General features: G+C 73.3%; 29 protein-coding genes. 20 read left to right on the top strand and 9 right to left on the bottom strand.

All coding sequences use genetic code 11. From position 1 onward, the window contains the following. Positions 1-22 precede the first annotated feature (22 nt). Positions 23-595, bottom strand: a complete 573-nt coding sequence (locus tag RNC47_RS02685) for a dihydrofolate reductase family protein (protein WP_311595126.1) — start codon at positions 593-595, stop codon at positions 23-25. A gap of 186 nt (positions 596-781) precedes the next feature. On the opposite strand from RNC47_RS02685, the gene RNC47_RS02680 reads away from it, so the two are divergent. Continuing rightward, complete coding sequence (locus RNC47_RS02680) at positions 782-1,522, top strand: SDR family NAD(P)-dependent oxidoreductase (RefSeq protein WP_311595124.1); 741 nt, start codon at positions 782-784, stop codon at positions 1,520-1,522. On the opposite strand, the gene RNC47_RS02675 is transcribed toward RNC47_RS02680, so the two are convergent. Both RNC47_RS02675 and RNC47_RS02670 read right to left on the bottom strand, forming a co-directional pair. Beyond that, positions 1,492-2,898, bottom strand: a complete 1,407-nt coding sequence (locus tag RNC47_RS02675; RefSeq protein WP_311595122.1) for an NtaA/DmoA family FMN-dependent monooxygenase — start codon at positions 2,896-2,898, stop codon at positions 1,492-1,494. The two genes, RNC47_RS02680 and RNC47_RS02675, sit on opposite strands and share 31 nt — an antisense overlap. A 13-nt stretch (positions 2,899-2,911) precedes the next feature. Next, on the bottom strand, positions 2,912-4,117 hold the full coding sequence (locus RNC47_RS02670; protein WP_311595121.1) for an LLM class flavin-dependent oxidoreductase: 1,206 nt from the start codon (positions 4,115-4,117) through the stop codon (positions 2,912-2,914). Between the two features lie 392 nt (positions 4,118-4,509). On the opposite strand from RNC47_RS02670, the gene RNC47_RS02665 reads away from it, so the two are divergent. Genes RNC47_RS02665 through RNC47_RS02655 form a run of 3 tightly spaced genes read left to right on the top strand, consistent with a single transcriptional unit; the run spans position 4,510 to position 5,624 of the window. Then, complete coding sequence (locus RNC47_RS02665) at positions 4,510-4,914, top strand: DUF2089 domain-containing protein (protein WP_311595120.1); 405 nt, start codon at positions 4,510-4,512, stop codon at positions 4,912-4,914. Next, positions 4,911-5,171, top strand: coding sequence for a hypothetical protein (locus tag RNC47_RS02660; protein ID WP_311595118.1), 261 nt, complete (start codon positions 4,911-4,913; stop codon positions 5,169-5,171). The genes RNC47_RS02665 and RNC47_RS02660 overlap by 4 nt, the downstream gene beginning before the upstream one ends. 21 nt (positions 5,172-5,192) lie before the next feature. Continuing rightward, positions 5,193-5,624 (top strand): SHOCT-like domain-containing protein, encoded by a 432-nt coding sequence (locus RNC47_RS02655; protein ID WP_311595116.1) that lies wholly within the window; start codon positions 5,193-5,195, stop codon positions 5,622-5,624. Positions 5,625-5,766: 142 nt separating this feature from the next. Here RNC47_RS02655 and RNC47_RS02650 read toward each other — a convergent pair whose 3' ends face one another. The 4 genes from RNC47_RS02650 to RNC47_RS02635 form a co-directional block, all read right to left on the bottom strand. After that, positions 5,767-6,879, bottom strand: a complete 1,113-nt coding sequence (locus RNC47_RS02650; RefSeq protein ID WP_311595115.1) for a Gfo/Idh/MocA family protein — start codon at positions 6,877-6,879, stop codon at positions 5,767-5,769. Then, positions 6,876-7,619, bottom strand: a complete 744-nt coding sequence (locus tag RNC47_RS02645; protein WP_311595114.1) for a sugar phosphate isomerase/epimerase family protein — start codon at positions 7,617-7,619, stop codon at positions 6,876-6,878. The genes RNC47_RS02650 and RNC47_RS02645 overlap by 4 nt, the downstream gene beginning before the upstream one ends. A 114-nt stretch (positions 7,620-7,733) precedes the next feature. After that, positions 7,734-9,257 (bottom strand): isocitrate lyase/phosphoenolpyruvate mutase family protein, encoded by a 1,524-nt coding sequence (locus RNC47_RS02640; RefSeq protein WP_311595112.1) that lies wholly within the window; start codon positions 9,255-9,257, stop codon positions 7,734-7,736. A gap of 85 nt (positions 9,258-9,342) precedes the next feature. Continuing rightward, positions 9,343-10,368: a LacI family DNA-binding transcriptional regulator gene (locus RNC47_RS02635; RefSeq protein WP_311595110.1), complete on the bottom strand. Its 1,026-nt coding sequence runs from the start codon at positions 10,366-10,368 to the stop codon at positions 9,343-9,345. Between the two features lie 198 nt (positions 10,369-10,566). Between RNC47_RS02635 and RNC47_RS02630 the strand changes: the two genes are divergently transcribed. The 7 genes from RNC47_RS02630 to RNC47_RS02600 all read left to right on the top strand — a co-directional run bounded on the left by RNC47_RS02630 (position 10,567) and on the right by RNC47_RS02600 (position 15,625). After that, positions 10,567-11,328: a ThuA domain-containing protein gene (locus RNC47_RS02630; protein WP_311595108.1), complete on the top strand. Its 762-nt coding sequence runs from the start codon at positions 10,567-10,569 to the stop codon at positions 11,326-11,328. Beyond that, positions 11,325-12,425: a Gfo/Idh/MocA family protein gene (locus RNC47_RS02625; protein WP_311595106.1), complete on the top strand. Its 1,101-nt coding sequence runs from the start codon at positions 11,325-11,327 to the stop codon at positions 12,423-12,425. The genes RNC47_RS02630 and RNC47_RS02625 overlap by 4 nt, the downstream gene beginning before the upstream one ends. Positions 12,426-12,651: 226 nt before the next feature. Then, a complete protein-coding gene (locus RNC47_RS02620; protein WP_311595104.1) occupies positions 12,652-12,894 on the top strand; it encodes a hypothetical protein in 243 nt (80 codons plus the stop codon). Further along, complete coding sequence (locus RNC47_RS02615) at positions 12,866-13,387, top strand: DUF6879 family protein (RefSeq protein WP_311595102.1); 522 nt, start codon at positions 12,866-12,868, stop codon at positions 13,385-13,387. Before RNC47_RS02620 ends, RNC47_RS02615 begins: the two co-directional genes overlap by 29 nt. A gap of 33 nt (positions 13,388-13,420) precedes the next feature. Continuing rightward, positions 13,421-14,269, top strand: coding sequence for a helix-turn-helix domain-containing protein (locus tag RNC47_RS02610; protein ID WP_311595101.1), 849 nt, complete (start codon positions 13,421-13,423; stop codon positions 14,267-14,269). 121 nt (positions 14,270-14,390) lie between these two features. Beyond that, complete coding sequence (locus tag RNC47_RS02605; protein ID WP_311595100.1) at positions 14,391-14,879, top strand: hypothetical protein; 489 nt, start codon at positions 14,391-14,393, stop codon at positions 14,877-14,879. A 77-nt stretch (positions 14,880-14,956) separates the two neighbouring features. Next, a complete protein-coding gene (locus RNC47_RS02600) occupies positions 14,957-15,625 on the top strand; it encodes a class I SAM-dependent methyltransferase (RefSeq protein ID WP_311595098.1) in 669 nt (222 codons plus the stop codon). A gap of 28 nt (positions 15,626-15,653) precedes the next feature. On the opposite strand, the gene RNC47_RS37550 is transcribed toward RNC47_RS02600, so the two are convergent. Then, the gene (locus RNC47_RS37550; RefSeq protein WP_394814692.1) at positions 15,654-15,824 is read right to left on the bottom strand and encodes a DUF397 domain-containing protein; all 171 of its coding nucleotides are present in this window, start codon (positions 15,822-15,824) and stop codon (positions 15,654-15,656) included. Positions 15,825-16,061: 237 nt separating this feature from the next. Between RNC47_RS37550 and RNC47_RS37545 the strand changes: the two genes are divergently transcribed. The 9 genes from RNC47_RS37545 to RNC47_RS02560 all read left to right on the top strand — a co-directional run bounded on the left by RNC47_RS37545 (position 16,062) and on the right by RNC47_RS02560 (position 24,110). Next, on the top strand, positions 16,062-16,136 hold the full coding sequence (locus tag RNC47_RS37545; protein WP_394814695.1) for a putative leader peptide: 75 nt from the start codon (positions 16,062-16,064) through the stop codon (positions 16,134-16,136). 116 nt (positions 16,137-16,252) lie between these two features. Beyond that, a complete protein-coding gene (locus RNC47_RS02595) occupies positions 16,253-17,317 on the top strand; it encodes an ABC transporter substrate-binding protein (RefSeq protein WP_311595096.1) in 1,065 nt (354 codons plus the stop codon). Then, on the top strand, positions 17,314-18,159 hold the full coding sequence (locus tag RNC47_RS02590) for an ABC transporter permease (protein ID WP_394814691.1): 846 nt from the start codon (positions 17,314-17,316) through the stop codon (positions 18,157-18,159). Before RNC47_RS02595 ends, RNC47_RS02590 begins: the two co-directional genes overlap by 4 nt. Beyond that, positions 18,135-18,956: an ABC transporter ATP-binding protein gene (locus tag RNC47_RS02585; RefSeq protein WP_311595095.1), complete on the top strand. Its 822-nt coding sequence runs from the start codon at positions 18,135-18,137 to the stop codon at positions 18,954-18,956. Before RNC47_RS02590 ends, RNC47_RS02585 begins: the two co-directional genes overlap by 25 nt. Beyond that, on the top strand, positions 18,953-20,323 hold the full coding sequence (locus RNC47_RS02580) for an LLM class flavin-dependent oxidoreductase (protein WP_311595093.1): 1,371 nt from the start codon (positions 18,953-18,955) through the stop codon (positions 20,321-20,323). The genes RNC47_RS02585 and RNC47_RS02580 overlap by 4 nt, the downstream gene beginning before the upstream one ends. 100 nt (positions 20,324-20,423) lie before the next feature. Beyond that, positions 20,424-21,566 carry an LLM class flavin-dependent oxidoreductase gene (locus RNC47_RS02575; protein WP_311595091.1) on the top strand — a complete coding sequence of 381 codons (1,143 nt, stop codon included), beginning with the start codon at positions 20,424-20,426 and terminating at the stop codon, positions 21,564-21,566. Further along, the gene (locus tag RNC47_RS02570) at positions 21,563-22,348 is read left to right on the top strand and encodes an ABC transporter ATP-binding protein (RefSeq protein WP_311595089.1); all 786 of its coding nucleotides are present in this window, start codon (positions 21,563-21,565) and stop codon (positions 22,346-22,348) included. The genes RNC47_RS02575 and RNC47_RS02570 overlap by 4 nt, the downstream gene beginning before the upstream one ends. Beyond that, on the top strand, positions 22,345-23,358 hold the full coding sequence (locus tag RNC47_RS02565) for an aliphatic sulfonate ABC transporter substrate-binding protein (protein ID WP_311595087.1): 1,014 nt from the start codon (positions 22,345-22,347) through the stop codon (positions 23,356-23,358). The genes RNC47_RS02570 and RNC47_RS02565 overlap by 4 nt, the downstream gene beginning before the upstream one ends. After that, complete coding sequence (locus RNC47_RS02560) at positions 23,355-24,110, top strand: ABC transporter permease (RefSeq protein WP_311595085.1); 756 nt, start codon at positions 23,355-23,357, stop codon at positions 24,108-24,110. The genes RNC47_RS02565 and RNC47_RS02560 overlap by 4 nt, the downstream gene beginning before the upstream one ends. On the opposite strand, the gene RNC47_RS02555 is transcribed toward RNC47_RS02560, so the two are convergent. Continuing rightward, complete coding sequence (locus RNC47_RS02555) at positions 24,091-25,704, bottom strand: phytoene desaturase family protein (protein WP_311595084.1); 1,614 nt, start codon at positions 25,702-25,704, stop codon at positions 24,091-24,093. The genes RNC47_RS02560 and RNC47_RS02555 overlap by 20 nt on opposite strands. Positions 25,705-25,784 lie beyond the last annotated feature (80 nt).

Here is a 25,784-nt window from a genome sequence, read left to right as displayed (position 1 = left end):
GGTCACGGGTCGTCGCTCGTGGTCACCGCGCCTTACGCGCCACGCGGTAGCGCAGGTAGACGACCTTCGAGTTGAAGGTGCGGGTCTCGACGAGTTCGAGGTCCACCCGGCGCTCGTGGTGGGGGAAGAACGGGATGCCACCGCCGACCAGCACCGGGTAGACCCTGATCCGGTACTCGTCGATCAGCCCCAACCGGGCCGCCTCGGCCGCCAGCGTCGCGCCGCCGATCGCGATGTCGCCCTCCCCCGGCTCGGCCCGCAACCGCGCGATCTCCTCCGCCAGCCCGTCGGAGGCCAGCCGGGCCTTGCCCCGCACCTCCGACAGTGTGGTGGAGAACACCACCTTCGGGAGCGCCTTCCAGAGCGCGGCCCACTCGAGCTGTGCGTCGTCGAGCGAGGGGTGCCGGGCGGGGTCCTCCCAGTACAGCATCGTCTCGTACAGCCGTCGCCCCAACAGGTGGGCGCCGAGCCCGCGGATCTCGTCGATCCAGGAGCGGAAGACCTCCTCGTCGGGCCCCGTCCAGTTGAAGTCGCCGTCCGGCCCGACGATGTAGCCGTCGAGGGAGACGTTCATCGAGTAGGTCACGCTGCGCATCGGAAGTCCTCTCGGTATCGGGTTCGCCAGTACGACCGCCGGACGCCGCGGAACTCATCGCGGCTCGCGGGCCTCGCCGGCGTCCCGTCCACACGCTCGACCCCATCCTTCTGTACCGATCGATGCGGAAGGTGGTACGGTTTCATTCAGTACCGACCGGTACCAAAATATGGGGAGTTCACGCGCATGGGACAGTTCGAAGGCAAGACCGCCGTCGTCACCGGCGGCAGCACCGGGATCGGCCTGGCGACCGCGAAGCGACTCGCCGCCGGGGGCGCGCACGTGTTCGTCACCGGCCGGCGCGCGGCCGAGCTGGAGAAGGCCGTCGCCGCCATCGGCAACGCCACCGCGGTGCCCGGTGACGTCCGCGTCGCGGCCGATGTGGATCGCCTGTACGAGCGGGTGCGGGAGCGCGGACAGGGCCTGGACGTGCTGTTCGCCAACGCGGCCATCAACCCGATCGCCACGCTGGAGGAGCTCACCGAGGAGATCCACGACGCGATCTTCGACATCAACGTCAAGGGCACCTTCCTCACCGTGCGGAAGGCACTCCCGGTGCTCAACGACGGTGCCTCGGTGATCCTCACCGCCTCCACCGCCGGCGAGGGGGGCGCCGCGGGCATGAGCGCCTACGGCGCGTCGAAGGCGGCTGTGCGGGCCTACGCGCGCGCCTGGGCCAGCGAGCTCGGCGGCCGCGGCATCCGGGTCAACGCGATCTCACCGGGGCCGGTGAACACCCCGTTGTGGGACGCGGCCTTCGGTGAGCGCGCCGGGGAGATGCTGGAGGCGGTCGCGGCCGGCCTGCCCCGCAAGCGGGTCGCCGACCCGGACGAGATCGCCGCCGCCGTGACCTTCCTCGCCTCCTCGGACAGCAGCTTCGTCTACGGCGCCAATCTCTACGTCGACGGCGGGCTCAACCAGATCTGAGCCGGACCACCCGCCACGGGGGTGTGGGCCGCCGGTGTCGGGATGCCCAGGTTGTCCCGGAGCGTGTGGCCCTCGTACTCGGCGCGCAGCGAGCCGCGTTCCTGGAGGAGCGGCACCACCGTGTCCACGAACTCGTCGAGGCCGCTCGGCACCAGGTGGGAGCCGAGGATGAAGCCGTCGGAGCCGTCCTGCTGCACGAACGCGTCGATGCGGTCGGCCACCTGGGCGGGCGTTCCGACGAACTCCGTCCTGCCGAAGACGTGGATGGCGAGGTCCCGCAGCGAATAGCCGCGCGCGGCGGCGAGTTCGCGCCACTCGGCGACGGTGGCGAACGGGTCCTGGTGCAGGACGGCCCGGCCCTGGATCACGCGGGGACCGGCCGGGTCCGGGTCGATGTCGGGCAGCGGTCCGTCCGGGTCGTAGCCGGACAGGTCACGGTTCCAGACGGACTCCAGCAGGATCTGGGCGGTCTGCCCCGTGACCTGCCGGCGGGCGATGTCCCGGTGCCGTTCGACGGCCTCGGCCTCCGTGTCGCCGAGCACGAAGGACGCCGAGGGGAGCACCTTCACGGAGCCCGGCGGCCGGCCGAGGCGGGTGGCCCTGGCCTGGATGTCGCGGTAGAACGGCTGGGCCTCGGCCAGCGTCCGGTAGGGGGAGAAGATCGCGTCGGCACCGGCGGCGGCGAAGTCGCGTCCCTGGGGCGAGACGCCGGCCTGCAGGATCACCGGGTGGCCCTGCGGGCCGCGCGGGGTGGTGAACCGGCCCTGGATGTCGAACTGTTCGCCGGAGAAGGCGAAGGAGCCGGCGTCCGGGTGGCGCAGGAAGGCGCCGCCGTCCCGGTCGGCGGCGATCGCGTCGGCCGGCCAGGAGTCCCAGAGTTGGCGGGCGGCGGCCAGGAACTCCCCGGCGCGCTCGTAGCGTTGCTCGCGGGCCAGGAAGCCGCCGCGTCGGAAGTTGCGGCCGGTGAACGCGTCGAAGGAGGTGACGACGTTCCAGCCGGCCCGGCCGCCCGACAGGTGGTCGAGGGAGGCGAGTTGGCGGGCCAGCTCGTATGGCTCGTTGAACGTGGCGTTGAGGGTGCCGACCAGGCCCAGGTGTTCGGTGACGGCGGCGAGCGCGGCCAGCACCGGGAGGGTGTCGGGGCGGCCGACGATGTCCTGGTCGAAGATCCTGCCCTGGCGCTCGCGCAGCGCCAGGCCCTCGGCGAGGAAGAAGAAGTCGAACCGGCCGCGTTCGGCGGTCGTGGCGACGTGCCGGAAGGTGGAGAACGCGATCTGGCTGCCGGCCGCCGGATCCGACCAGATGGTGTGGTGGTTGACGCCGCCGACGTAGGCGCCGAGTATGACCTGCTTCCGGGGCTTCGCTGGGGTGCTCACGGGACTCTCCGTTCTAGGAGCGGGCGGCGGCGTAGCGGTTGGCGGGGCGGCCGAGGCCGAGCAGGCCGCGCAGGGTGTCCGCCTCGTAGGCGGCGCGGAAGGCGTCCCGGCGCCGCAGCTCGGGCACCAGGTCGCGGACCACGGCGTCCAGGTCGTCGGGGAGCGCGGCGGGGCGCAGCCGGAAGCCGGTGAGCCCGGCCTCGCGCAACTCCAGGAGTCGGTCGGCGAGTTGGGCGGCGGTTCCGGTGACGATCGGGGCGTCGCTGGTGAACTCGGCGCCGGCCAGACCGTCGAGCCTGGCCCTGCGGTCCTCGGCCGCGGCCTGGGTGGCGCCGAGGAGCACCACCAGGTCGCCGAAGACGTGCACGGTCTCTTCGCCACGCCCGGCGGCCTGCTGCGCGGCGCGGATCTCACCGACGACGGCGCGCGCGTGGTCGGCGTCCCGAGGCGTGACGTGGACGACGTCGGCGGACCTGGCACCGAACCGGTAGGGCACGGAGGCGTGGCCGAGCGCGGTGACCAGCGGCTGCCCCTGCGGCGGCCGGGGCACGATGGAGGGGCCACGGACGCTGAACCAGCGGCCGACGAAGTCGACATAGTGCAGCTTGTCGCGGTCGACGAACCGCTCGGTGGCGGCGTCGCGGATCTCGGCGTCGTCCTCCCAGCTGTCCCACAGCCGCCGCACGACGGTGACGAAGTCCTCGGCCTCCGCGAACGCGTCGGCGATCTCGTCCGGCGAGGGGAGGCCGTCGGGCCCCGGCTCGGGGAGCGGGAGGACCCGGCGCCGCCCGAAGTGCGGGTTCTCCAGCGGCTTCGAGAGCTGCGCGCGCCAGCCGGCCCTGCCCTCGCTGACGAAGTCGAGGGTGGCGATCGCCTTGGAGACGTGGAAGGGCTCGGTGTGGGTGGTGGTGGCGGTCGGCACAAGACCGATGTGGTGGGTCAGCGGCGCCACGCGGGAGGCGATGAGGACGGCGTCGAGCCGGCCGCGGACCTGGTCGACGCGGTCGTCGTGCCGGTTGAGGTCGGTGGACTGGAGGGCCAGCGCGTCCTCGAAGGTGACGAAGTCGAGCAGCCCCGACTCGGCCGTGGCGACCAGGTCGGCCCAGTAGCGGGCGGTGAGCAGTTCCTCGGGGCGGGCGGTCGGCTCGCGCCAGGCGGCGGGGTGCCAGCCGGCGCCGTCCAGGGCGACGGCCAGGTGCAGGTGGCGTGCGGTGGTCATGGCGAGGTCTCGCTTCCTGGTCAGGTGGGGAACGCGAGTGCGGAAACGCGGGAAGCAGGGCCGGCGGGCAGGCCGGGAGGCCGCCGGGCGCGGCGGTGGGGAACGGGTGCGGCGGGCTCAGCTACAGAGGGAGCTGGCGGAGCGACGCAGATCGATGGGGAGGCGCCGGACGAGCGACGCCGTCGCCGGAGCGGGTCCGTGCATGGCGTGCCTCCTCACCCGGAACGCGGCGCGCCCGGCAGGGATCGCCGAGCGTCGTGACGTCGAAGCTAACAAGGGCACTTCGGGCTTGTCCATCCCGCCCGGGCCGGCCGGACCCATCCAGCACATCGAAGCCGATATTAAGAAAATCAATGTTACCGCGTTGATCGATTAAAAAAGTCAAGATAGAAATGAACTATGAGCTCGTCGCCGAGAGCAAGGGGGCCAGGGTGGACTGGCAGGAGCTGACGGATCTGACGCGTGGGCAGCCGTTCGTGGTCGAGCGGGTCCGGCTCGTCGGCAGTGGCGTCGCGGTCGAGGGGGAGTTCGAGCCACCGCAGTTGGCTCAACTCAGCGCCGACGACCAGGTGTTCGTCGCCGCGTTCGTGCGGGCGCACGGTTCGATCAAGGAGATGGAGCGGATCTTCGGGGTGAGCTACCCGACGGTCAAGTCCCGGCTGAAGCGGATCGCCGAGCAGCTCGACTTCGTGGACACGGACCCGGCGCCCACCGGCGCCGCCGATGTCGTCGACCGCCTGCGCCGGGGGGAGATCAGCGCCCGGGAGGCGCTGGCCGAGTTGGAGGGACCGCGGTGATCCCGTACCTGGTGACGGTGCGCCGTCGCCGGCCCGACGGGCGCTGGCGGCGGCTTCATGTCCCCGTTCCGCCGGCTCTGTTGCTGCTGTCACCGCTGCTGTTGCTCGCCGTGCTGGGCGGGTTGGTCGCCTGCCTCGTCTTCCGGATCAGCCCGGTGGGCGCGCTGCGCGGCGCCGGGCGGTTGCTGTGGGCGCTGCCCGGCACGCGGGTCGAGTTCGAGCAGGGCCCAACGGCCCTGCTGGTGTGCGTCAGATGAGTCGGAGAGCAGGAGTGGACAGTGAATGAGCAGCGCCGCCAGATCCTCGAGATGCTGGCCGAGGGCAAGATCACCGCGGACGAGGCCGAGCGGCTGATCGACGCGGTCGAGCGGGAGCAGCCGGAGTCGTCACCGCGAGCCGCGTCCCGCTCGAAAGCCCGACCCAAGTACCTGCGCGTGGTGGTGAACGCGGCGGACGACTCGGGCGGCGACGGGTCGAGCCGGATCAACGTCCGGGTCCCGCTACAACTGCTGCGCGCCGGGGTCCGGCTGACGACCCTCGTCCCTCCGCAGGCACTCAGCAAGGCCAACGCGGAGTTGCACAGGGCGGGGGTGCCGATCGACCTCACCGAGCTCAAGCCGCAGCACCTCGAGGATCTCGTCGACCAGCTCGACGAGCTCACCGTCGATGTCGACGACCCCGACACCACGGTGCGGGTCTTCTGCGAGTGACACCGCCCGGCCCGGGCTGGTTCCAGCCGATCGCCCCGGCCATCGAGACGCCGCGCGGCCCGGAGAGGGCCGCTCGGCGGCGGGACGGGCCGCCGTCCCCGGGGGGACGGCGGCCCGTCGCGCGCTCACGACCAGGGCCCGCCTACAGCTCGGCCGCGTACGGGTCCCAGCCCGCCGGCAGCGGCTCGGGGGCCGTCAGCGGGGCCGCGCCGGCCGTGTCGAGCCGGCGCGGCTCGCCGCTCTCCGCCGCCTCCGCGATCGCCGCCATCACCTTGAGCACGTGCAGCGCCAGCGCCCCCGAGGCCCGGTGCGGCACGCCCCGGCGCAGCGCCCGCGCCATGTCGAGAACGCCGAGCCCACGGCCGGCCGTCGAACCCTCCACCGGGAGCTCCACCCACTCCTTGGTGCCGTTGGTCAGCAACCGCAGTGGCCCCTCGAAGGTGTTGGGGTCGGGCAGGGCCAACGCGCCCTCGCTGCCGACGATCTCGATGGAGGTCCGCCAGATCGAGGAGTCGAAGCTGAACAGCGAGCTGGCGGTGACCCCGGAGGCGAACGTGAGGAGCGCCTGCACGTGGGTGGGCACGTCCACCGGGAACTCCTGCCCGGCCTTGGGCCCGGAGCCGACGACGCGCACCGCCCGCCCCCGCGCGCCGGTCGCGTACACCTCGGAGACCGGGCCGAACAGCGCCACCAGCGTGGTCAGGTAGTAGGGGCCGATGTCGAACAGCGGCCCGGCGCCCGGCTGGTAGAAGAAGGCCGGATCGGGGTGCCAGCCCTCGGGGCCCAGGCTCTGGGTGGCGGTCGCCACGCCGACCGGCGTGCCGATCCTCCCCTCCCGCACGGCGCGCAGCGCGGACTGGATGCCGGCGCCGAGGAAGGTGTCCGGCGCGCCGCCGAGCAGCAGCCCGCGCTCGGCCGCCTCGGCGAACACCTTCTCGCCCTCGGCGGGCGTCGCGGTGAACGGCTTCTCGCCGTAGACGTGCTTGCCGGCGCGCAGCGCCGCCGTGGCCACCTGGGCGTGCGCCACGGGCACGGTCAGGTTGACGACGATCTCCACCTCGTCCACGGCGAGCACGGTGTCGAGGTCGCCGGCCACCGGGACGCCGTGCTCGGCGGCGGCCGCCCGGGCGCGCTCCGCGTCCAGGTCGGCGATGCCGAGCACCCGGACGTCCGGGAAGCTGCCGAGGGTGCGCAGGTACTGTCCGCTGATGTTGCCGGCGCCGACGATGGCGACGCCCACGGGGCCTCCGGTCATGCCTCCCCCAGCCCGGCGAGGTAGGCGCGGCTGGCGGCCAGCGCGTCGAACAGGTCGGTGGCGCAGGAGTCGAGTTCCACGATCCGCTGCGCGCCGGGGGCCGCGGCCAGCACCTCGGGCACCGGCATCACCCCGGCCCCCACGGCCACGTGCGGCTCGTCCTTCACCGCGGGACCGTCCTTGACGTGCAGCGCCGTCACCCGGTTCCCGAGCCGGCCGAGCAGCGCCGGCACGTCGGCGCCGCCGACCGCGGCCCAGTAGGTGTCGATCTCCAACTCCACCTCGGGGGCGAGGAGTTCGGCCAGCAGCTCGATGGCGTGCCGGCCGTCGAAGACCGGCTCTATCTCCCACCAGTGGTTGTGGTAGCCGATCCGCAGCCCGTGCTTGGCCGCGTCCTCCGCGAGCCCGTTGAGCAGGTCGGCGGCCCTGGCTATCCCGTCCCGACCGGCGAAGTCCTCCTGCGGGATGCCGGCCGGCAGGATGGCCAGGTCGGTGCCGAGGGTGGCCACCGCCTCGAAGACCGGTGCCGTCTCCCCGTCGAGTAGCTGGATGGCGTGCGTCCCCGACACGGCGAGCCCGAGGTCGTCGGCGACCCGCCGGAAGCCCGCTGGGTCGTCGGTGGGGTTGAAGGGCTCGACCGCCGTGTAGCCGATCCCGGCGAGCCGCGCGAGCACGCCGTCCCGGTCGGCGGCGAGCGCGTCACGCACCGTGTAGAGCTGAACACCCAATGGTGTTGCCATGTTTGGAGTGCCTTTCGAGGCGTCCGATCTGCGTCCTTCACGAGGATGAATCGATTTACCGCCGCTGACAATCCCCCGCCGTCGAAGATCCTTCCCCCTCGACCACCGACCGAGTCACCGCCCGAGTCGCCGCACCTCGGCGTACGACGGCACGCCGGAACCGGCCGGCCGCCGGCCGTCCCGGACGGCGGTCGCGGCGTCCACGGCCGCGCCGAGGGCGGTGCGGTAGAGCAGCGAGCCGAGGCTGATCCGGCGCACGCCGAGGGCCGCCAACTCGGCGACGCTCGGGCCGGTCGGCGCGTACAGGACGTTCAACGGGGTGACGAGCAGGGACGTCAGCGCGGCGATCGTGTCCCGGTCCACCAGACCGGGCACGAACACGCCGTCCGCGCCGGCCTGTTCGTAGACGGCGAGGCGGGTCGCGGTCTCCGCCCGCTGGCGGCCGAGCCAGTGGGTGTCGGTCCGGGCGTTCACGAAGAGCTCGGGCACGGCGGCCTTCACGGCGGCGATCTTCGCCGCGTGCGAGGCCGGTGGGGCGAGTGTGCCGTCGGGGCGGCCGTCCTCGATGTTGATCCCGGCGGCGCCGGCCTCGCGCAGCCTCCGCGCCAGCTCGGCGACCTCCCCCGGGTCGTCGCTGAAGCCGCCCTCGACGTCCACGGTGAACAGTAACGAGCCACGGCCGAGGCGCCGGGCCAGCGCCAGGGTCTCCTCGGCGGTGACGCCCGCCCCGTCCGGCACCCCGGCCGCCGCGGCCACCCCGAGACTGGTGGTGCCGACGGCGGCGAAGCCGCGCGCCGCCAACGCGGCGGCCGAGGCGTGGTCCCAGGCGTTGGGCAGCAGCAGCGGCGCCCGCAGGTGGTGCAGTCGGGCGAAGGCGGTCATCGGGCGGCGCGTCAGGCCGTGGGTCAGCGCGAGGGCGTGGGCCCGGCCCGGGCAGACGCGGGGCGGGCCACCGAAGGTGAGCGGCGCGGGGTGCGCCCGGTTGGCGGTCGCGAGGTCCAGGAGCACCACGTCGCCCTCGGCGATCTCGCGGCCCGCGACCCGGGTGGCCCGGGCGGCGACGCGCCGCATGGTCCGCACCGGCGGGGTGTCCCTGAGGACCCGGGCCAGCGGCGCGTCGCCTCCGGCGGCGGCCTCGACCAGCGCGGCCGTCGCCTCGCACGCCTGGACCAGCAGCCCGACCCGGTTGGCCACCGCCTCCAGCTCCGCCTCGCCGGCCCCCGCGGGGGCCAACCGGTCCACCAGCCGGCCGACCGCCTCGTCGGCGGCCCGGTCCTGGCCGCCGAAGTAGCTTCCGGCCACCGCGACCACGTCCTCGGCCACCGCCTGGGGATCCGGCATCCCGAGGGCCCGGGCGAGCACCCGCACCACCCGGACGCGGGTCTCCCCCGCCCCCTCCTCCGCCGTGGCGGCCCGCAGCAACTCGGCGGGCTCGACCCGGGCCAGCTCCGCCGTCACCAGGGCGCGCCACCGCAGGTGCGCCTCGCCCGAGGCGAACCGGGCCACCGTGGCCCGCAACCAGCCGACGCTCGCCCCGACCGCCCCCTCACCCGCGGGCCGTTGCGGAACCAGCGCCGGGTCGGCGAGCGCCGCCGACACGCCCGCGTGGTCATGGATCTCGTGCACTCCGCCTGTCATGCCCCGACGCTAGGCGCCGAACGGTTCGGCGCCCGCCGAACCATGCCCGCCCCCGCCGCGGCGGGGGCCGGCGCGGCACGTCCGCTCAGCGCCGTTTCGCCGTGCTGCCGCGTGGCACCAGCGTGGTGGCCAGCTCGGTTCGCGGGCTCTCGACGTCCTCACCCGCGATCAGCCGGGCGAGGGTGCGGAGGGCCGCGCCGCCCATCTCCTTGAGGGGTTGGCGCACCGTCGTCAGGGGCGGGGTGACCCAGCGGGCCTCCGGCAGGTCGTCGAAGCCGACGACGCTGACGTCGTCCGGCACCCGGAGACCGGCCTCGGCGAGGGCCTCGTAGCCGCCGATCGCCATGTGGTCGGAGCAGACGAACACCGCGGTCGGCGGTTCCGGCAGGTCGATGAGCGCCCGCACCTGGGCGCGGCCGCTGGCCCGGTCGTAGGTGCCGTGTCGCAGCAGTTCGGGTGGGGCCTCCGCGCCGGCCGCCGACATCGCGGAGCGGTAGCCGGCGATGCGGGCCCGGGCGAAGAGGTGCCCGGGAGGGCCGGTGACCAGGCCGATCCGCCGGTGGCCCTGGTCGAGCAGGTGGCTGGTCGCCTCGTAGGCGCCCGACCAGTTGGTGGTGCCGACGGACCACACGCCGGGCGGCGGGTCGCTGAGCGGATCGATGACGACGCAGGGGATCCGGGCCCGCGCCAGTCGCCGCAGCTGGTCCTCGGTCGGCTCGGCGAGGCCGACGACCACGCCCGAGCTGCCCCGCTCCAGCGCGCGGTCCACCCAGTCGGGGCCGCGGCCCTCCGCGCGGGCGACGGAGATCACCACGTGCAGTCCCGCGTCGTGGGCCGCGGCCTCCATGCCGCTGGCGACGCTCGCCGGCCAGGAGCCGTCGATCCCGCCGAGCACCAGATCCACGGTGCGGGGGCCGGGCGCCGCCGGCTCGGTGGCGGGCGCGCCGCGGCGCACGTACCGGTTCCTGCGGAGCACGGCGTCGACCCGGGCGCGGGTGTCGGCGGAGACGTCGTCCCGGCCGTTGAGGACCTTGGAGACGGTGGAGACCGACACCCCGGCCGTCTCGGCGATCTGGGCGAGGGTGAGGCGCGCCGCCCGGCCATCGGTCATGAGTCCGCCTCCGCTGGGTGCCGACAGTTTTCGAAACACCCACCCTAGGCCCTCACGCTCTTTCGGCCCCTCGGCCCGCCCCAGCCTCCCTTGACAGGCCGCGCCCCGCGACCTAGCTTGGCTGCCGTTTGTTGCGAAAACTAGGCCCGGTGTTGGCGAAATTTTTTTCGGCGGCCCGGGCAGGACCGGAGTGAGGCCATGTCGTCGCCCGTCTCCCCCCTGCGGGTCACCGTCTGGAGCGAGGGCCGTCACGAGCAGCGGGACGAGAAGGTCGCCCGCCTGTACCCGAAGGGCATGCACGCGGCCGTCGCCGAGGGCGTGACCGAGCACCTCGGCGCCGCGGCCACGGTGCGCACCGCCACCCTGGACGAGCCGGAACACGGCCTGACCGAGGAGGTGTTGGCCGAGACCGACGTGCTGACCTGGTGGGGCCACATCGCCCACGGCGAGGTGGCGGACGAGGTCGTGGACCGGGTGCACCGGCACGTGCTGGCCGGGATGGGCCTGATCGTGCTGCACTCGGGGCACTGGTCGAAGATCTTCACCCGGCTGATGGGGACCACCTGCACGCTGCGCTGGCGCAACGGCAGGGACCGCGAGCTGGTGTGGACGGTCGCCCCCTCGCACCCCATCGCGGCCGGCGTGCCCCACCCGATCGTCATCGAGGAGCAGGAGATGTACGGGGAGTTCTTCGACATCCCGGCCCCCGACGAGCTGGTGTTCGTGAGCTCCTTCTCCGGCGGCGAGGTGTTCCGCAGCGGCTGCACGTTCCGGCGCGGCCACGGGAAGATCTTCTACTTCAGCCCCGGCGACCAGGACTACCCCGTCTACCACCACCCGGACGTGCGCCGCGTCATCGCCAACGCCGTCACCTGGGCCGCGCCGGCCGCGCCCCGCACCACCCCGACGCTGGTCCGCAGCGAGACCGGCTGGTTCGAGGACGAGGGCGGCCCCGCGTGACCGGCCCCCGCTTCCGCGCCCTCCCGGCCGACGGCGACCCGCTGCGGGTCCTCCTCGTCGGCGCCGGCGGGATGGGCCGGGCCTGGCTGGGCACCGTCGCCGCCTCGCCCGACGTCACGCTGGTCGGCGTCGTCGACCTCGACCCGGACGCGGCCACGGCGGCGGCCGACGGCGTGCCGGGCGCCGTCGCCGGCACCGACCTGGCGGCGGTGGCCGCCGCGTCCGGCGCGCAGGCCGTCATCAACGTGACGACGCCGGCCGCCCACCTGCCGGTCACCCTCCAGGCCCTCGGGCTCGGCCTGCCCGTGCTGGGCGAGAAGCCGGCCGCCGCCTCGGTCGCCGAGGCGCTCCGGCTCGCGGCGGCGGCCGAGCTCGCCGGCCAGCTGTTCATGGTCAGCCAGTCCCGCAGCCACGACCGCCACCTGCGGCGCTTCCGCGACCAGGCCCGCCGGCTCGGCCCGCTCGGCGTCCTCACCACGGAGTTCTTCCTCGCCCCGCGCTTCGGCGGCTTCCGCGACGCCATGGCGCACCCGCTGCTCCTGGACATGGCGATCCACCCCTTCGACGCCGCCCGCTACGTCCTCGACGCCGAACCCGTCTCGGTCTACTGCCAGGAGTACAACCCGTCCTGGAGCTGGTACGCGGGCGACGCGGCCGCCACCGCCGTCTTCGAGATGACCGGCGGCGTCCGCTACGTCTACACCGGCAGCTGGTGCAGCCCGGGGCTCGAGACCTCCTGGAACGGCGGCTGGCGGCTCAGCGGCGCCCACGGCACCGCCACCTGGGACGGCGAGGGACCGCCCCGGTCGTCGCTCGACCCGGCGCCGGAACCGGCCGACGACGGGGCGCCGGGCGGCATCGCCGGCGCGCTCGCCGCCTTCGTCCACGCCCTGCGCACCGGCACCCCGCCGCGCGGCGAGATCCACGAGAACCTGCTGAGCCTCGCCATGGTCGACGCGGCCGTGCTCTCCGCCCGCACCGACCGCCGCGTGCTGGTGGCCGAACTCCTCGACGCCGCCCACCGCGAGGCCCTGGCGGCCGCGGGCCCCGAGCGAGAGGCGCTCAGCTCCTGGCCGTCCGCGCGTACCCCGCAATGAGCCGGCTCGCCGCCAGGTACGCTCGGCGCCCCCGGCGGCGGGCGACACGGCGGTGACCCACGAGGGTGCGAGATCACGGCCGACCGCCCCTACCTCTGTTCGACTCCTCATGCTCTCCGCCACGGGCACGAGCCCCCCGTGCTGCTTCTGCGCTCTTGACGCCCTCCGCTGCGCTCGGTGACTGTCGTGCATGGCCCTGCAACTCTCTCGGAAGGCGAGGGCATCCATGGCTCTCCGGTTCATCGGGATCGACCCGAACACCAACGGCGGCAACTGCCCGGGGGTATGGATCGACGACGTGAAGAAGGAAGTGCTCTTCCAAAGCTGGAAACCCGACGCCGAGACGGAGGCGGCCTGCGCCGAGAACAGTCCGCTTCCGTCGTCGGAGGGTGTCGTCCGCCTCCCCTACCGCATGATCCAGCTCATCAGGAAGGCGTGTGATGAAGCCGAAGGCCCCCAGCTTCGATGAACTGCTGGCTTCCGCCCGGCACTCGGCCGTTCACCTGGAGATGAGGGACACGTATGCCGTGCTCGAGGAAGAGGAGGACCTGGCACTCTGGCACGCTGGCAAGTGGACCCACGATCACGCACGCGACGCCCTCGCCGACTGGTTCGCCCTGGTCTCTCGGACGGTCGGGCGCGGCGTTACCGTCCGCAGGGCGCGTATCGTCTCCGAGCCGGTCTCCGAGTACGTCAGGTTCGAGCATTTCACGACGCCACTGAACATCGAGGCCGGCGAGGATGTCCGCTGGCTGCCGCGCCGCCTGGCACTTGACATCCCCCTGCCGGCCGCCGACTTCTGGCTCATCGACGCTCGGCTCGTCCGCTTCAACCTCTTCTCGGGCGACGGTGACGCGGTCGAGCCCGTACTGAGCGACGACCCGACCGTCGCCTCGCTGTGCGCATCGGCCTTCGAGGCCGTGTGGCAGAAGGCTATTGTGCATGAGGACTACTACGTCTAGCCGCTCATCCCCCACGTCCGGACAGTCAACTCCATGCCCGTCTCCCCCTCGTCGAGCGTTCAGGAGGCCCACAAGGCCGTCGCCACCCGCCTCGGACACCTCCGCCGCGACGCCGGTCTCACCGGACGTGAACTGGCCATCCGATGCGGGTGGCACCCCGCGAAGGCGTCGCGCATCGAGAACGCCAGAACCCGCCCGTCGGACGCGGACATCGGCGCCTGGTGTCGGGCCTGCGGTGCCGAGGACCAGATCGCCGATCTCATCGCCGCCTCCCGCACCGCGGATTCCATGTATCGCGAGTGGCGCCACCTGCAGGGCACGGGACTGAAACGCAACCAGACGTCGGTCGTGCCGTTGTACCAACGCACCCGGCACATGCGGGTGTACTGCTCCAACGTCGTCCCTGGCCTGTTGCAGACACATGGCTACGCGGAGGCGCTGCTCGCCACCATCGCCGAGTTCGAAGGCACGGTGAACGACGCGACCGAGGCGGCGACGGCACGTGTCGAGCGTTCAAAGGTGCTGTACGACGGCACGAAACGCTTCGCCCTCCTCATGGAGGAGGATGTCCTCTACTTCCCTTTCGGCGATGCCGAGACGATGGCTGGTCAGCTCGGCTACCTGCTGACCGTGATGGCGCTGCCGACCGTCTCGCTGGGAGTGATTCCACGGACGGCGCCCCGACACATGTGGACACTCGAAGGCTTCCTGGCCTTCGACGACGCCCAGGTACAGGTCGAGACGCTGTCGGCAAACATCAACATCACCGCTCCGAGCGAGATCCGGCTGTATCTGCGAGCGTTCGAGCGCCTGTCCGGAATAGCCGTACATGGGGCAAGAGCCCGGGCGCTCATCCTGGACGCCATGGCCACGTTCGGGTGAACGTCAGCAATCTCGTGCAATATCCTCGCCGGCCGCGCACGCCTCTCCTAACGTGCTTGACACGGGCCCGTACCAACCAACCCTCGCACCTCCACACACCCAAGCCGGAGGCGAAAAGCACATGGGCACAGCCGTCGAAACGAAACCCCTGACCCGCGACCCTCAGATCATCCTGAACGCGCTTCGGGACCGCGTTCCCCACCTCATCACCGATGTCGGCGTCGACAGCCTCTGGGAGCGGGAAGTGCGCCTACTGCTCCGCGACAGCGTCGCCGTCCGGAGCCTCGCCGAACGCATCCTCGGCCAGGGCGTCGCGTATCTCGTCACCGCGATGGAGAACCCGGGCGTCGACATGGGAGTCGGCTACACCGTGGACCTCGGAGTCCATCAGATCATCCTCGACACGCCCCTCTACTTCGCCTTCTGCGACGAGTACAACCGAGGGGTTTACAAACACCACGCGCCGCTGATCGAGCGCCGGCGCGACGGCACCGTGCTGCGCACCGCCGAACTGCTTCGCAGGAGCGGCTTCGCGGTCGACGAGGAACTGTGGTCGGTGGACGCCTCCGACTGCTCACCCTGCGACAACCAGGTGCCCGACAGCCACTGATCCGATCCCCCGACGGTGTCCTGTCACCTCCAGTGAGAGACGTGGCAGGACACCGCCCCCATCGCCAAGGAAGCGTCTTGCCCGCCGAGCACAACATCGACCACGAACGTGAACTGTGGGACGCCTACGCCAGAAGCACCACGAGCAAGGTGTTCGACGCCGATCCCGACTTCGGCTGGACGCAGTACGCCGGGCACGGGCCGGGCCCCGAACTCCTCGGCGAACCGACGACCGTCCTGGAGATCGGCTGTGGCACGGGCCGGGCCCTCGCCTACCTGGCACGGCAAGGGATCAAGGCGACGGGAGTCGACCTGTCACCGGTCATGATCGAGAACGTCACCGAGCGCTGGGCACCGCTGGGCGCTCGGTTCGTGTGCTCCGAGGTCCTGGAACACCTACGGAGCAGCACCGAGACCTACGACGCCATCTACTCGATCTTCGGCGCCATCTGGTTCACCGATCCCGCGGAACTCCTACCGCTCGTCGCTGAACGCCTCAACCCCGGAGGGGTGCTGGTCTTCTCCCAGCCCCCGGCCATCCCGGGCGCCTACGGCCCGCAGGGCATGTACAAGGGCGGCTTCGCCGGCAGGGCGAGGTATACGTATCGCTACAGCTACACGCCGAGGAAGTGGGAGAGGCTACTCCTGAGGGCCGGCTTCCGCACCGCCGAGGCCCAGCTGCTTGACGCGCCCACCCCCGGCCATATCGGGACGCTGATCGTCCGCGCGGCGAAGGGCCGAACCTGATCTCTCCCAGGCCGGCATCGAGACGAGCTCATCCATCCCGCGTCCCGCCCCCTTCAGGAACGTGCGTTCTGGTCATCCTTGAGGTGAGTGACAAAGGTGGACCAGCCGCGCCGGTGAAGGTAAACGCGCCCCTCGCACGGTCCTTGGAGTCTCGAATGGCTATGCCGTTGTCGCCGAGCCGCCGGATCTCAACGCACATCCGTTGAGGTCTCGCGCCAGCCACGTTGCCGAAGCCGCTCGCCGCTGGGATCTCCGCGCGGCGCCCGCCAGCGCTGCGCGGCGGATTTCATGTTCCGTTCGCACGCGTTCATCGAGCCTTCTGACATCGGCGGATCCGCTTCGGATGTTGAAGCCGTGTTACACCGGCCCCACGTCGGAAACTCCCGCCCGTGCACGTCGTTGACCGTTCGCCCAGGTGTTCGCTACTTTCTCGGACATGCGGACCTTCGCCCAGCTCAGCCAGCGGCGCGCCGTCGATCTGATGCGCGTCGCCACCGCCATGTGTCGCTGATCTCTTCTTCTCCGCGTATTTCCCCCCCACGGATCCTCCCTTTCCGGCGACGCCGCGTTTCCGCCGCGTTCTCGCCGGCGTTCGGCTGTTCACGCACACGATTCCCGGGAACCACCATGCCCAGATTTGGACCCATCGCGCTCGCCGCCGCCCTCGTCGCTCCGCTGCTGCTCGCCGGCTGCGCCTCCGACGACGCGGAGGGCGGCGCGAGCGACGAGGAGTTGGCCGCGGCGGAGATTCCAGCGACCGTCGATCCCGAGACGACCCTGACCATCGGCACCCCGGAGGCGCAGGTCGCGCTGGAGCTGTCCGGGCTGATCGACGAGATCCCGTTCACCGTGGAGTGGGCCAACATCAGCGGCGGGCCGCAGTGCTCCGAGGCGTTCCGGGCCAACGCGCTGGACGTGTGCTCGGCGGCCGAGATCCCGTCGATCCACGCGCACTGGACGGGGCTCGACACCAAGCTGGTGGCGACGCAGTTCCGGCAGGACCCGGTCGAGCACCCGATCTACCAACTCGGCGTCGCGCCGGGCGCGGACGTCGACTCGCTGGAGGACCTGCGCGGCAAGCGCATCGCGTTCAGCCCCGGGCAGGCGCAGGGGGCGCTGGTCCTGCGGGTGTTGGACGCGGCGGGCCTCACCACGGAGGACGTGGAGCTCGTGGAGATCCCCAGCACCGGGGATGTGTACCCCACGGCGCTCGGCAACGGCGAGGTGGACGTGGCGCCGCTCGGCGGCGTCAACATCCGTCGCTACCTGGAGCAGTACGGGCCGGACGGCGGCACCACCTTCCACCACGGGCTGCGCGACGACCCGACCCACCTGTGGGTGCCGACGTCGGCCGTGAGCGACCCACAGAAGGCGGCGGCCATCCGGGAGTTCATCGGCCTCTGGGCGCGCGCGCTGACCTGGGCCGACGAGCATCCCGAGGAGTGGATCCAGGGCTACTACGTCGAGGACCAGGGGCTGAGCACCGAGGACGGCGAGTACCTGGTCGAGCAGAACGGGCACCCGGAGTTCCCGGCCGACTGGTCGGGCGCCATCGAGCGGCAGCAGCAGACCATCGAGCTGCTGGCCGCCGAGCTCGACCGCGAGTCGTTCGACGCCGGGACCCTGTTCGACCGGCGCTACGAGACGGTGGCGGCCGACGCCATCGCGGACGCGGAGGGTGGTGGGTCGTGACGGCGACCGAGATCCCGACGGCCACGCCGCGGGCGGCCGAGCCGCCCCCGGCGCCCCGGCGGCGCAGGCGGCGGCTCGGGCCCGGGCGACCCATCCGCTACGGCTGGGCCGTCGGACCGCTGCTGCTGCTCCTTATCTGGTCGGTCGGCTCGGCCGCGGGCTGGATCGACGAGCGGAACCTGTCGGCGCCCTGGGAGGTGGTGACGACCGCCCAGGAGCTGATCGAGGACGGCCGGCTCCAGGAGAACCTGTGGACGTCGGCACAACGCGCCCTGGCCGGGCTCGGGTTCGGGGTGGCGGCCGGCCTGGTGCTGGCCGTGATCGCCGGGTTGAGCCGGCTCGGCGAGGGGGTGATCGACGGCCCCGTGCAGATCAAGCGGTCCATCCCGTCGCTGGCCCTCATCCCGCTGCTGATCCTGTGGTTCGGCATCGGCGAGACCATGAAGATCGTCACCATCACCCTCGGCGTGCTGGTCCCGATCTACGTCCACACCCACAACGGGCTGCGCACGATCGACAGTCGCTATGTCGAGCTGGCCGAGACCGTGCGCCTCGGCCGGGTCGCGTTCCTGCGGCACGTGGTGCTGCCGGGCGCGCTGCCGGGCTTCCTGCTCGGCATGCGGTTCGCCGTCACCAACGCCTGGCTCGCCCTGGTGGTGGTCGAGCAGGTCAACGCCACCAGCGGCATCGGCTACATGATGGAGCTGGCGCGTACCTACGGACAGACCGACGTGATCATCGTGGGCCTGGTGGTCTACGGCCTGCTCGGGCTCGTCTCCGACGGCCTGGTGCGGCTCGTGCAGAGGAGGGCGCTGTCATGGCGACGCACGCTGGCGGACTGAAGGACGGCCTGAAGGGCGGCCTGACGACCGGGGCCGCGGTCCGGATCGAGGGCCTGGTCCGGGCGTTCGGGGACCGGCGGGTGCTCGACGCGCTCGACCTGACCGTCGCTCCGGGCGAGTTCGTGGCCCTGATCGGGCGCAGCGGCTCGGGCAAGAGCACCCTGCTGCGGGTGCTGGCCGGCATCGACCACGACGTGACCGGCTACCAGCGCCTGGACGCGCCCGAGAACGTCTCGGTGGTCTTCCAGGACGCCCGACTGCTCCCGTGGAAGCGGCTGTTGGAGAACGTGACGCTGGGCCTCGACGGTCCTGACGCGACCCGGCGGGGCCGCACCGCGCTGGCCGAGGTCGGCCTCGCCGGCCGGGAGCGCGCCTGGCCGGTGGAGTTGTCGGGTGGCGAGCAGCAGCGCGTGGCGCTGGCCCGCTCGCTGGTGCGGGAGCCGGAACTGCTGCTGGCCGACGAGCCGTTCGGCGCGCTGGACGCGCTGACCAGGATCCGGATGCACGCGCTGCTGCGGCGGCTGTGCGAGGCGCACCGCCCCGCGGTGCTGCTGGTCACGCACGACGTGGACGAGGCGATCGCGCTCGCCGACCGGGTCCTGGTGCTGGACGCGGGCCGGATCGCCGCCGACCTGCCGATCACGCTGCCCGCGCCGCGCGCGCCGGGCAGCCCCGCGTACGCGGCGCTCCGTGCCGACCTGCTGGCCCGCCTCGGGGTCGACGTCGAGCCGGCGGACGCCGACGGGCCGGACGCGGACCGGGGCGGCGTCGAGCCGGCGGAGGGCGGGACACCATGACCGGGACCGCCGAACGCCGGTTGCGGCTCAACCTGTTCATCTACCCGGGCGGCCACCACGAGGCGGCCTGGCGTTACCACGGCTCACGTCCCGACCGGCTTTTGGACATCGGCCTCTACCAGGAGCTGGCCCGCCGCGCCGAGGCCGCCACGCTGGACGCGGTGTTCCTCGCCGACGGGCCCTCGCTGCCGGACAACGTGCGCTACGCCAGCCGGTTCCGCCTGGAGCCGTTCACCTGGCTGGCGGCGGTGGCGGCCGTCACCAGCCGGATCGGGCTGATCGCGACCGCCTCCACCACCTACACCGAGCCGTACAACCTGGCCCGGCTCTTCGCCTCGCTCGACCACCTGAGCCGGGGCCGCGCCGGCTGGAACATCGTCACCACGGGCGCCCCGCAGGCGGCGGGGAACTTCGGCCTCGACGCGCACCCGGTGCACGCCGAACGGTACGACCGGGCACGGGAGTTCGTCGACGTGGTGACGAAGCTGTGGGACAGCTGGGAGGACGAGGCGCTGATCGCCGACCAGGCGTCGGGCGTCTTCGCCGACACCGACCGGATCCACCCGATCGACCACGAGGGCCGGCACCTGAGGGTGCGGGGCCCGCTCAACACGCCGCGCACCCCGCAGGGCCGCCCGGTCTACGTGCAGGCCGGCTCATCCGAGGACGGTCGCGGCTTCGCGGCCCGCTACGCCGAGGCGGTGTTCACCGCGCACCAGACGCTCGGTTCGGCGCGGGACTTCTACGCCGACCTCAAGCGGCGCGCGGCGGCGCTCGGTCGTGACCCCGACCGGGTGCTGGTGCTGCCGGGCATCAGCCCGTTCATCGGCTCGACGGAGGCGGAGGCACGGGCGCTGCGGGACGAGTTCAACGAGCTGACCCAGCCCGAGTACTCGCTGCAACTCCTCGAACGGCTGCTCGGCGTCAGGTTCGATGTCGCCGACCTCGACCGGCCGGTGCCGCGCGAGGCGATCGACACCGGCGGGGAGCGTGGCGCGTCCAGCCGCTTCCAGCTGATCGTCGACGTCATCGAGCGGGAACGCCCCACGCTGCGGCAGCTGTTGCACCGGCTCGCGGGGGCACGCGGCCACTGGGTGGTGGCCGGCACGCCCGAGCAGGTCGCCGACCGGATCGAGGAGTGGTTCACCGGCGGCGCCGCCGACGGCTTCAACGTCATGCCGCCCTGGCTCAGCGGCGGCTTCGACGTGTTCGCCGACGAGGTGGTGCCGATCCTGCGCCGCCGGGGCCTGTTCCGCACCGAGTACACCGGCACGACGCTGCGCGACCACTACGGCCTCCCGCGGCCGCGTAGCACGTTCGCCGGCCGGCGCGCGCCGCTGTCGACCACGGCGGCGCCCGCGCCCTGACCGGCCCGGGCGGCGGACGACCGCCCGGGCCGGCGGCCGGCCACCGATCCCCTCCGGTGTGCCGGCCGCCCACTCATCCGACGCAGCGAAAGGGTGTGCCATGTCCGCGCGGCCCGTGCCACTGTCCGTTCTCGACCTGGTGCCGATCAGCTCCGGCTCCACGGCCTCGGCCGCCCTCGCCAACACGGTCGATCTGGCGCGCCGCGCCGAGGAGTTCGGCTACCACAGGTACTGGATCGCCGAGCACCACCTGGCGCCCGGGGTGGCCGGCTCCCAGCCGGCGCTGGTGATCGCGCTGGTCGCCGGCGCGACGCGGCGGATCAGGGTCGGCTCGGGCGCCGTGCAGCTCGGCCACCAGACCGCGCTGTCGGTCGTCGAGCAGTTCGGCCTCGTCGACGCGCTGCACCCGGGGCGGATCGACCTGGGGCTCGGCCGTTCCGGACACCGCAAGCCGCCGTCGTACGGCGCCCGCCCGCCGGCGCCCCGGGCCGCACCGGCCGAGGCCCGCCGCGTCGGCACGCTGCTGATCCCGCGGCCGTTCGACCCGGCCGGGCTGCTCGACTCGCCCCGCTTCCGGCTCCACCAGGAGCTGCTCTTCCCGCCGGGCGCGGAACCCCGGGACTACGCCGCGCAGGTGGACGACATCCGGGCCCTGCTGGCCGGCGACTACCGCTCCCCCGAGGGCCTGGCCGCGCACGCCGTGCCCGGCGAGGGCGCGGAGGTGCAGTTGTGGATCCTGGGCAGCAGCGCCGGCGAGAGCGCCCGGGTGGCCGGCGAGCGCGGGCTGCGCTTCGCCGCCAACTACCACGTCAGCCCCGGCACCGTGCTGGAGACGGTGGCCGCCTACCGGGCGGCGTTCCGCCCCTCGGCCGACCTCGACCGGCCGCACGTGCAGGTCTCGGCCGACGTGGTGGTGGCGCCGGACGACCACACCGCACGCGAGCTGGCCGCCGGCTACGGCCCCTGGGTGCGGAGCATCCGCGCCGGCGGCGGCGCGCGCCCGTTCCCGGCCCCCGGCGAGGTCGGCGGCGAGCCGTGGACGGAAGCGGACCGGGCGCTGGTCGCCGACCGCGTCGACACCCAGTTCGTCGGCTCCCCGGAGCGGGTCGCGGGGCTGCTGCGCGAGCTGCGCGACGCCACCGAGGCCGACGAACTGCTGGTCACCACCATCACCCACGACCACCGCGACCGGGTGCGCTCCTACGAGCTGCTGGCGTCGGCATGGGCGGAGCTGGGCGCGTGAGCGCCCCCACCGCCCGCCCGGCCTCGGTGGAACTGCGCGGCGTGGCACGGCACTTCGGCGACCACCGGGTGCTGTCGGGCGTCGACCTGACGATCGCGGCCGGCGAGACGGTGGCGCTGCTCGGCGCCTCGGGCTCCGGCAAGTCCACGGTGCTCCGGCTGATCGCGGGGCTCGACCGGCCGAGCGCGGGCGAGGTGCTGGTGGACGGCGCTCCCGTGCGGCGGCCCCACCAGCGGGCGGCGGTCGTCTTCCAGGACGCCAGGCTGCTGTCCTGGCGCGGCCTCGCCTCCAACGTGGCCTTCGGCCTGCCGCCCGGCACCCCGCGGCACCGGCGGGCGGCCGAGGTCGCGTACTGGCTGGGGGTGGTGGGCCTGGCCGACTACGCCGGGCACCGGCCGAGCCAGGTGTCCGGCGGCATGGCGGGGCGCGCCGCGCTGGCCAGGGCGCTGGCGCGGCGCCCCGGGGTGCTGCTGCTCGACGAGCCGTTCGCGGCGCTCGACGCGCTGACCAGGCTGCGCATGCAGGACCTGCTGGACGAGGTCCAGCGGGCCCAGGGCACCACGGTGCTGCTCGTCACCCACGACGTGGACGAGGCGCTGCGGCTGGCCGACCGCGTGCTGCTGCTCGGCGACCGGCCGGCCTCCGTTGTCGCCGCCCTCGACGTTCCGGCGCCGCGTCCGCGCGCCCACGACGACCCCACGCTGCCGCCGCTGCGCGGTGAACTCCTGCGCCGGCTCGGCGTGTCCGACCACCGCTCCGCCTCCCGGGAAGCCCTGCGATGACCACAAGCACCCGCCTCGGCCCCGCCGCCGTCTCCGCCGTCCTGCTGCTCGCCGTCACCGGCTGCGTGGCGGGCGAGGACTCCGGCGGCGGCTCGGGCTCCGACGGCGCGTCCGTCGAACTCCGCCTGGACTGGGCCTACTACAACCCCGAGTCGCTCGTCATCAGGGAACAGGGTTGGCTGGAGGACGAGTTGGCCGACCAGGACGTGACCGTCAGCTGGTTGCAGTCGCTCGGCAGCAACAAGGCCAACGAGAACCTGCGGGCCGGCGCGGTCGACTTCGGCTCGACGGCCGGCACCCCGGCGCTGCTCGCCCGCGCCAACGGGACCGAGCTGCGCACCGTCAGCGTCTACAGCCAGCCGGAATGGTCGGCGATCGTGGTGCCGGCCGACTCGGACATCGACTCGGTCGCTGAGCTCGCCGGCCGCCAGGTGGCCGCCACCCGGGGCACCGACCCGTACTTCTTCCTGCTCCAGGCGCTGCGCGAGGCCGGGCTCGACGCCGCGGACGTGTCCGTCGTCAACCTCCAGCACCCGGACGGCAGGACGGCGTTGGAACGCGGCCAGGTCGACGCCTGGGCCGGCCTCGACCCGTACACCGCGCAGACCGAGCTGGAGGCCGGCTCCCGTCTCGTCTACCGCAACCTGGACTTCAACTCCTACGGCTTCCTCAACGTGTCGGAGGAGTTCCTCGACGCCCACCCCGAGCTGGTGCAGACGGTGGTCGACGCCTACGAGCGGGCCCGCGCCTGGATCCTCGACCACCCGGACGAGGCGGTCGACATCCTGGCCGAGGCCGCCGGCGTCTCCACCGAGGTCGCCGAACGCCAGCTGCTGGACCGCACCCGGCTCGACATCTCCCCGGTGCCGGGCGACGAGCACCGCGCGGTCCTGGAACGCGTGGCACCGCTGCTGGTCGCCGAACGCCAGGTGCCCGACGAGGAGTCCGTGACCGAGGCCCTCGACACCCTCTTCGCGCCGGAGTTCGCGACGGCGGCGGCGGACCGTTGAGCCGTCGTCTCGCGCGCGCCTCGGCCGGGCTGCTGATCCCCCTCCTGCTGCTGCTCGCCTGGCAGTCGGCCGCCGCCTCCGGCGCCTACACGCGCGCCCAACTGCCGCCGCCCGGCGACGTGTGGCGCGCGTTGGGCGACCTGCTGGCCCACGGCGACCTGCGGCACCACGTCGCGATCAGCGTGCAGCGGGTGCTGATCGGTTTCTCGATCGGCACGGTGGCCGGTCTGCTGCTCGGCGGCCTGGTCGGCCTCTCCCGGCCGGCCCGCGCCCTCCTCGCGCCCACGGTGGGCGCGCTGCGCGCCGTGCCCTCGCTGGCCTGGGTGCCGCTGCTGCTGCTCTGGCTCGGCATCGGCGAGTCCCCGAAGCTCACCCTGGTGGCGATCGGCGCCTTCTTCCCCGTCCACACGACGGTCGCCTCGGCCCTCGACCACGCCGACCGCCGCCTGGTCGAACTCGGCCACGCCTACGGCCGGACGGGCCCCGCCCTGCTCGCCCAGGTCCTCCTCCCCGCCGCGGCCCCCGCCGTCCTGTCCGGCGTCCGGCTCGCCCTGGCGCAGAGCTGGCTCTTCCTGGTGGCCGCCGAGCTGATCGCCTCCTCGATGGGCCTCGGCTACCTGCTGATCGACAGCCAGAACACCGGCCGCACCGACGTGCTGCTGCTGACCATCGTCCTGCTCGCCCTGCTGGGCAAGGCGAGCGACGCGCTCCTCGGCCTGGCCGAGCGCCGGGTCAAGCTGCGGTGGGGCTGAGCCCCAGCAGTTCGCGCGCCACGATGTACCCGGAGGCGCCGTTGACGCCGTGGCCCGGCCAGGTGGCGGCGCCGAGGGTGTAGAGGTTCGGCACCACCGTGCGGTGCGAGGGCTGGGCGGGCAGGGGCCGCAGCAGGTAGCTCTGGGCCAGCTCGTGGCTGCCGCCGTAGGGGTCGCCGGGGCCGCAGTTCGGGTTGAACCGGGCCAGGTCGTCGGGCCCGATCACGTACCGGCCGAGGATCGCGCCCGGCAGGTTCGGCGCGTGCCGGCCGGCCAGCGCGATCACCCGGTCGGCGAACGCCTCCTTGATCCCGGTCGTCCAGCCCGCGTCGCCCACCTCGATCTCGCCCGCCGCGTCGCCGCGCGGGCGCAGCGGCACGTCGAGGATCTGCAGGCGCGCCACCGCCGCTCCCGGTGGGCAGCGGGACGGGTCGGCGACGGAGGGGGTGTCGAGGGAGATCGTCGGCTCGGCCGGCAGCAGTCCCCTGGTGGCCTCGTTGACCGCGCGGGACACCCCGTCGAGGCCGGCGGTCAGGTGGTTGAGGCCGGCGGCGGCGAGCCGCTCGTCCGCGAACCGTGGCGGCTCGGACAGCGCCAGGTGCAGCTGCACGCAGCCGCGCCCGTACCGGAACTCGCCCGCCTGCCGCCGGAGCAGCGGCGGGACGGCGTCGGGCTCGTGGGCGAGGAGCCGCAGGTACAGCTGGTCGGGGTTGACCGAGGCGACGACCGCGTGCCGGGCCGCCACCACCTCGCCGTCCGCTGTCCGGACCCCGGCCGCCCGGCCGTTCCGCAGCAGGATCCGGTCCACCCGGCGCCCGGTCTCCACCCGCCCGCCGTGTGCCTCGATCAGCGCGACCAGCGCCCGCACCAGCCGCTCGCCGCCGCCCTCGGGCGTGGGCGAGCCGACCGAGGTCTCCGCGATCAGCACGAGCAGCACCCAGAAGGCGCTGTTCACCTCGTCGGGGCCGCGGCCGAGGTGCAGCGTCCACGGCGCCAGCAGGGCGCGCGACACCGGCGAGCGGAATCGGTGTTCGAGCAGGTCGCGGGCGGTGCGCAGGAAGTCGCGGGCGAACGTGGAATACGTGCGTCCCTCGTGCATCAGGTCGTGGATGACGCGGGCCGACGCGCGGCCGGCCAACTCGGCCCCGAAGAGGCCGAAGACCGGGCCGACATGGGGCTCGAAGTCGGCCAGCAGCTCGGTGAGCGCCGCGCCGTCGCCGGGGGCCAGCCGCTCGAACTCCGCCACGTTCTCGGCCGCGTCCGTGGAGAGGACGGCGCTGCCGCCCGCGCCGGGCAGCGAGACACCGAAGCTGTGGCGGAAGCCGCGGTACGTCAGGCCGAACCGGGCGAGCTCCGGGCCCAGTTCGGCGTAGGCGGGGCCGGAGACGAACAGTGGGTGGAGCGAGGAGTAGGTGTCGTGCAGGAAGCCGGGCAGGGTCAGTTCGTCGGTGCGCACCAGGCCGCCGGCCCGGTCGTTCCCCTCCAGCACGACGACCTCCCGGCCGGCCCTGGCCAGGTAGGCCGCCGCGACCAGCGCGTTGTGGCCGCTGCCGACCACCACCACGTCCGCACGTCGCACACCACCACGTCGCATACCACGGAGTGTGACACGGGCCACCACGCGGCGGAACGGCGCGCACACGGACGGCGACCGCCGGCGCCGCGCGCCGGCCC

The organism is Streptomyces millisiae (assembly GCF_031845425.1).
GTDB classification, from domain to species: domain Bacteria; phylum Actinomycetota; class Actinomycetes; order Streptomycetales; family Streptomycetaceae; genus Streptomyces; species Streptomyces millisiae.
This window is presented reverse-complemented; position numbering and strand designations above follow the sequence as displayed.

What these genes read in the sequence shown, in the direction of transcription:
- RNC47_RS02685 (WP_311595126.1), bottom strand. Translation starts at nt 595, where the DNA reads ATGCGCAGCGTGACCTACTCGATGAACGTCTCCCTCGACGGCTACATC.
- RNC47_RS02680 (WP_311595124.1), top strand. Translation starts at nt 782, where the DNA reads ATGGGACAGTTCGAAGGCAAGACCGCCGTCGTCACCGGCGGCAGCACC.
- RNC47_RS02670 (WP_311595121.1), bottom strand. Translation starts at nt 4,117, where the DNA reads ATGACCACCGCACGCCACCTGCACCTGGCCGTCGCCCTGGACGGCGCC.
- RNC47_RS02665 (WP_311595120.1), top strand. Translation starts at nt 4,510, where the DNA reads ATGAACTATGAGCTCGTCGCCGAGAGCAAGGGGGCCAGGGTGGACTGG.
- RNC47_RS02650 (WP_311595115.1), bottom strand. Translation starts at nt 6,879, where the DNA reads ATGACCGGAGGCCCCGTGGGCGTCGCCATCGTCGGCGCCGGCAACATC.
- RNC47_RS02645 (WP_311595114.1), bottom strand. Translation starts at nt 7,619, where the DNA reads ATGGCAACACCATTGGGTGTTCAGCTCTACACGGTGCGTGACGCGCTC.
- RNC47_RS02640 (WP_311595112.1), bottom strand. Translation starts at nt 9,257, where the DNA reads ATGACAGGCGGAGTGCACGAGATCCATGACCACGCGGGCGTGTCGGCG.
- RNC47_RS02635 (WP_311595110.1), bottom strand. Translation starts at nt 10,368, where the DNA reads ATGACCGATGGCCGGGCGGCGCGCCTCACCCTCGCCCAGATCGCCGAG.
- RNC47_RS02630 (WP_311595108.1), top strand. Translation starts at nt 10,567, where the DNA reads ATGTCGTCGCCCGTCTCCCCCCTGCGGGTCACCGTCTGGAGCGAGGGC.
- RNC47_RS02620 (WP_311595104.1), top strand. Translation starts at nt 12,652, where the DNA reads ATGGCTCTCCGGTTCATCGGGATCGACCCGAACACCAACGGCGGCAAC.
- RNC47_RS02615 (WP_311595102.1), top strand. Translation starts at nt 12,866, where the DNA reads ATGAAGCCGAAGGCCCCCAGCTTCGATGAACTGCTGGCTTCCGCCCGG.
- RNC47_RS02610 (WP_311595101.1), top strand. Translation starts at nt 13,421, where the DNA reads ATGCCCGTCTCCCCCTCGTCGAGCGTTCAGGAGGCCCACAAGGCCGTC.
- RNC47_RS02605 (WP_311595100.1), top strand. Translation starts at nt 14,391, where the DNA reads ATGGGCACAGCCGTCGAAACGAAACCCCTGACCCGCGACCCTCAGATC.
- RNC47_RS37550 (WP_394814692.1), bottom strand. Translation starts at nt 15,824, where the DNA reads ATGTGCGTTGAGATCCGGCGGCTCGGCGACAACGGCATAGCCATTCGA.
- RNC47_RS02595 (WP_311595096.1), top strand. Translation starts at nt 16,253, where the DNA reads ATGCCCAGATTTGGACCCATCGCGCTCGCCGCCGCCCTCGTCGCTCCG.
- RNC47_RS02585 (WP_311595095.1), top strand. Translation starts at nt 18,135, where the DNA reads ATGGCGACGCACGCTGGCGGACTGAAGGACGGCCTGAAGGGCGGCCTG.
- RNC47_RS02580 (WP_311595093.1), top strand. Translation starts at nt 18,953, where the DNA reads ATGACCGGGACCGCCGAACGCCGGTTGCGGCTCAACCTGTTCATCTAC.
- RNC47_RS02575 (WP_311595091.1), top strand. Translation starts at nt 20,424, where the DNA reads ATGTCCGCGCGGCCCGTGCCACTGTCCGTTCTCGACCTGGTGCCGATC.
- RNC47_RS02565 (WP_311595087.1), top strand. Translation starts at nt 22,345, where the DNA reads ATGACCACAAGCACCCGCCTCGGCCCCGCCGCCGTCTCCGCCGTCCTG.
- RNC47_RS02555 (WP_311595084.1), bottom strand. Translation starts at nt 25,704, where the DNA reads ATGCGACGTGGTGGTGTGCGACGTGCGGACGTGGTGGTGGTCGGCAGC.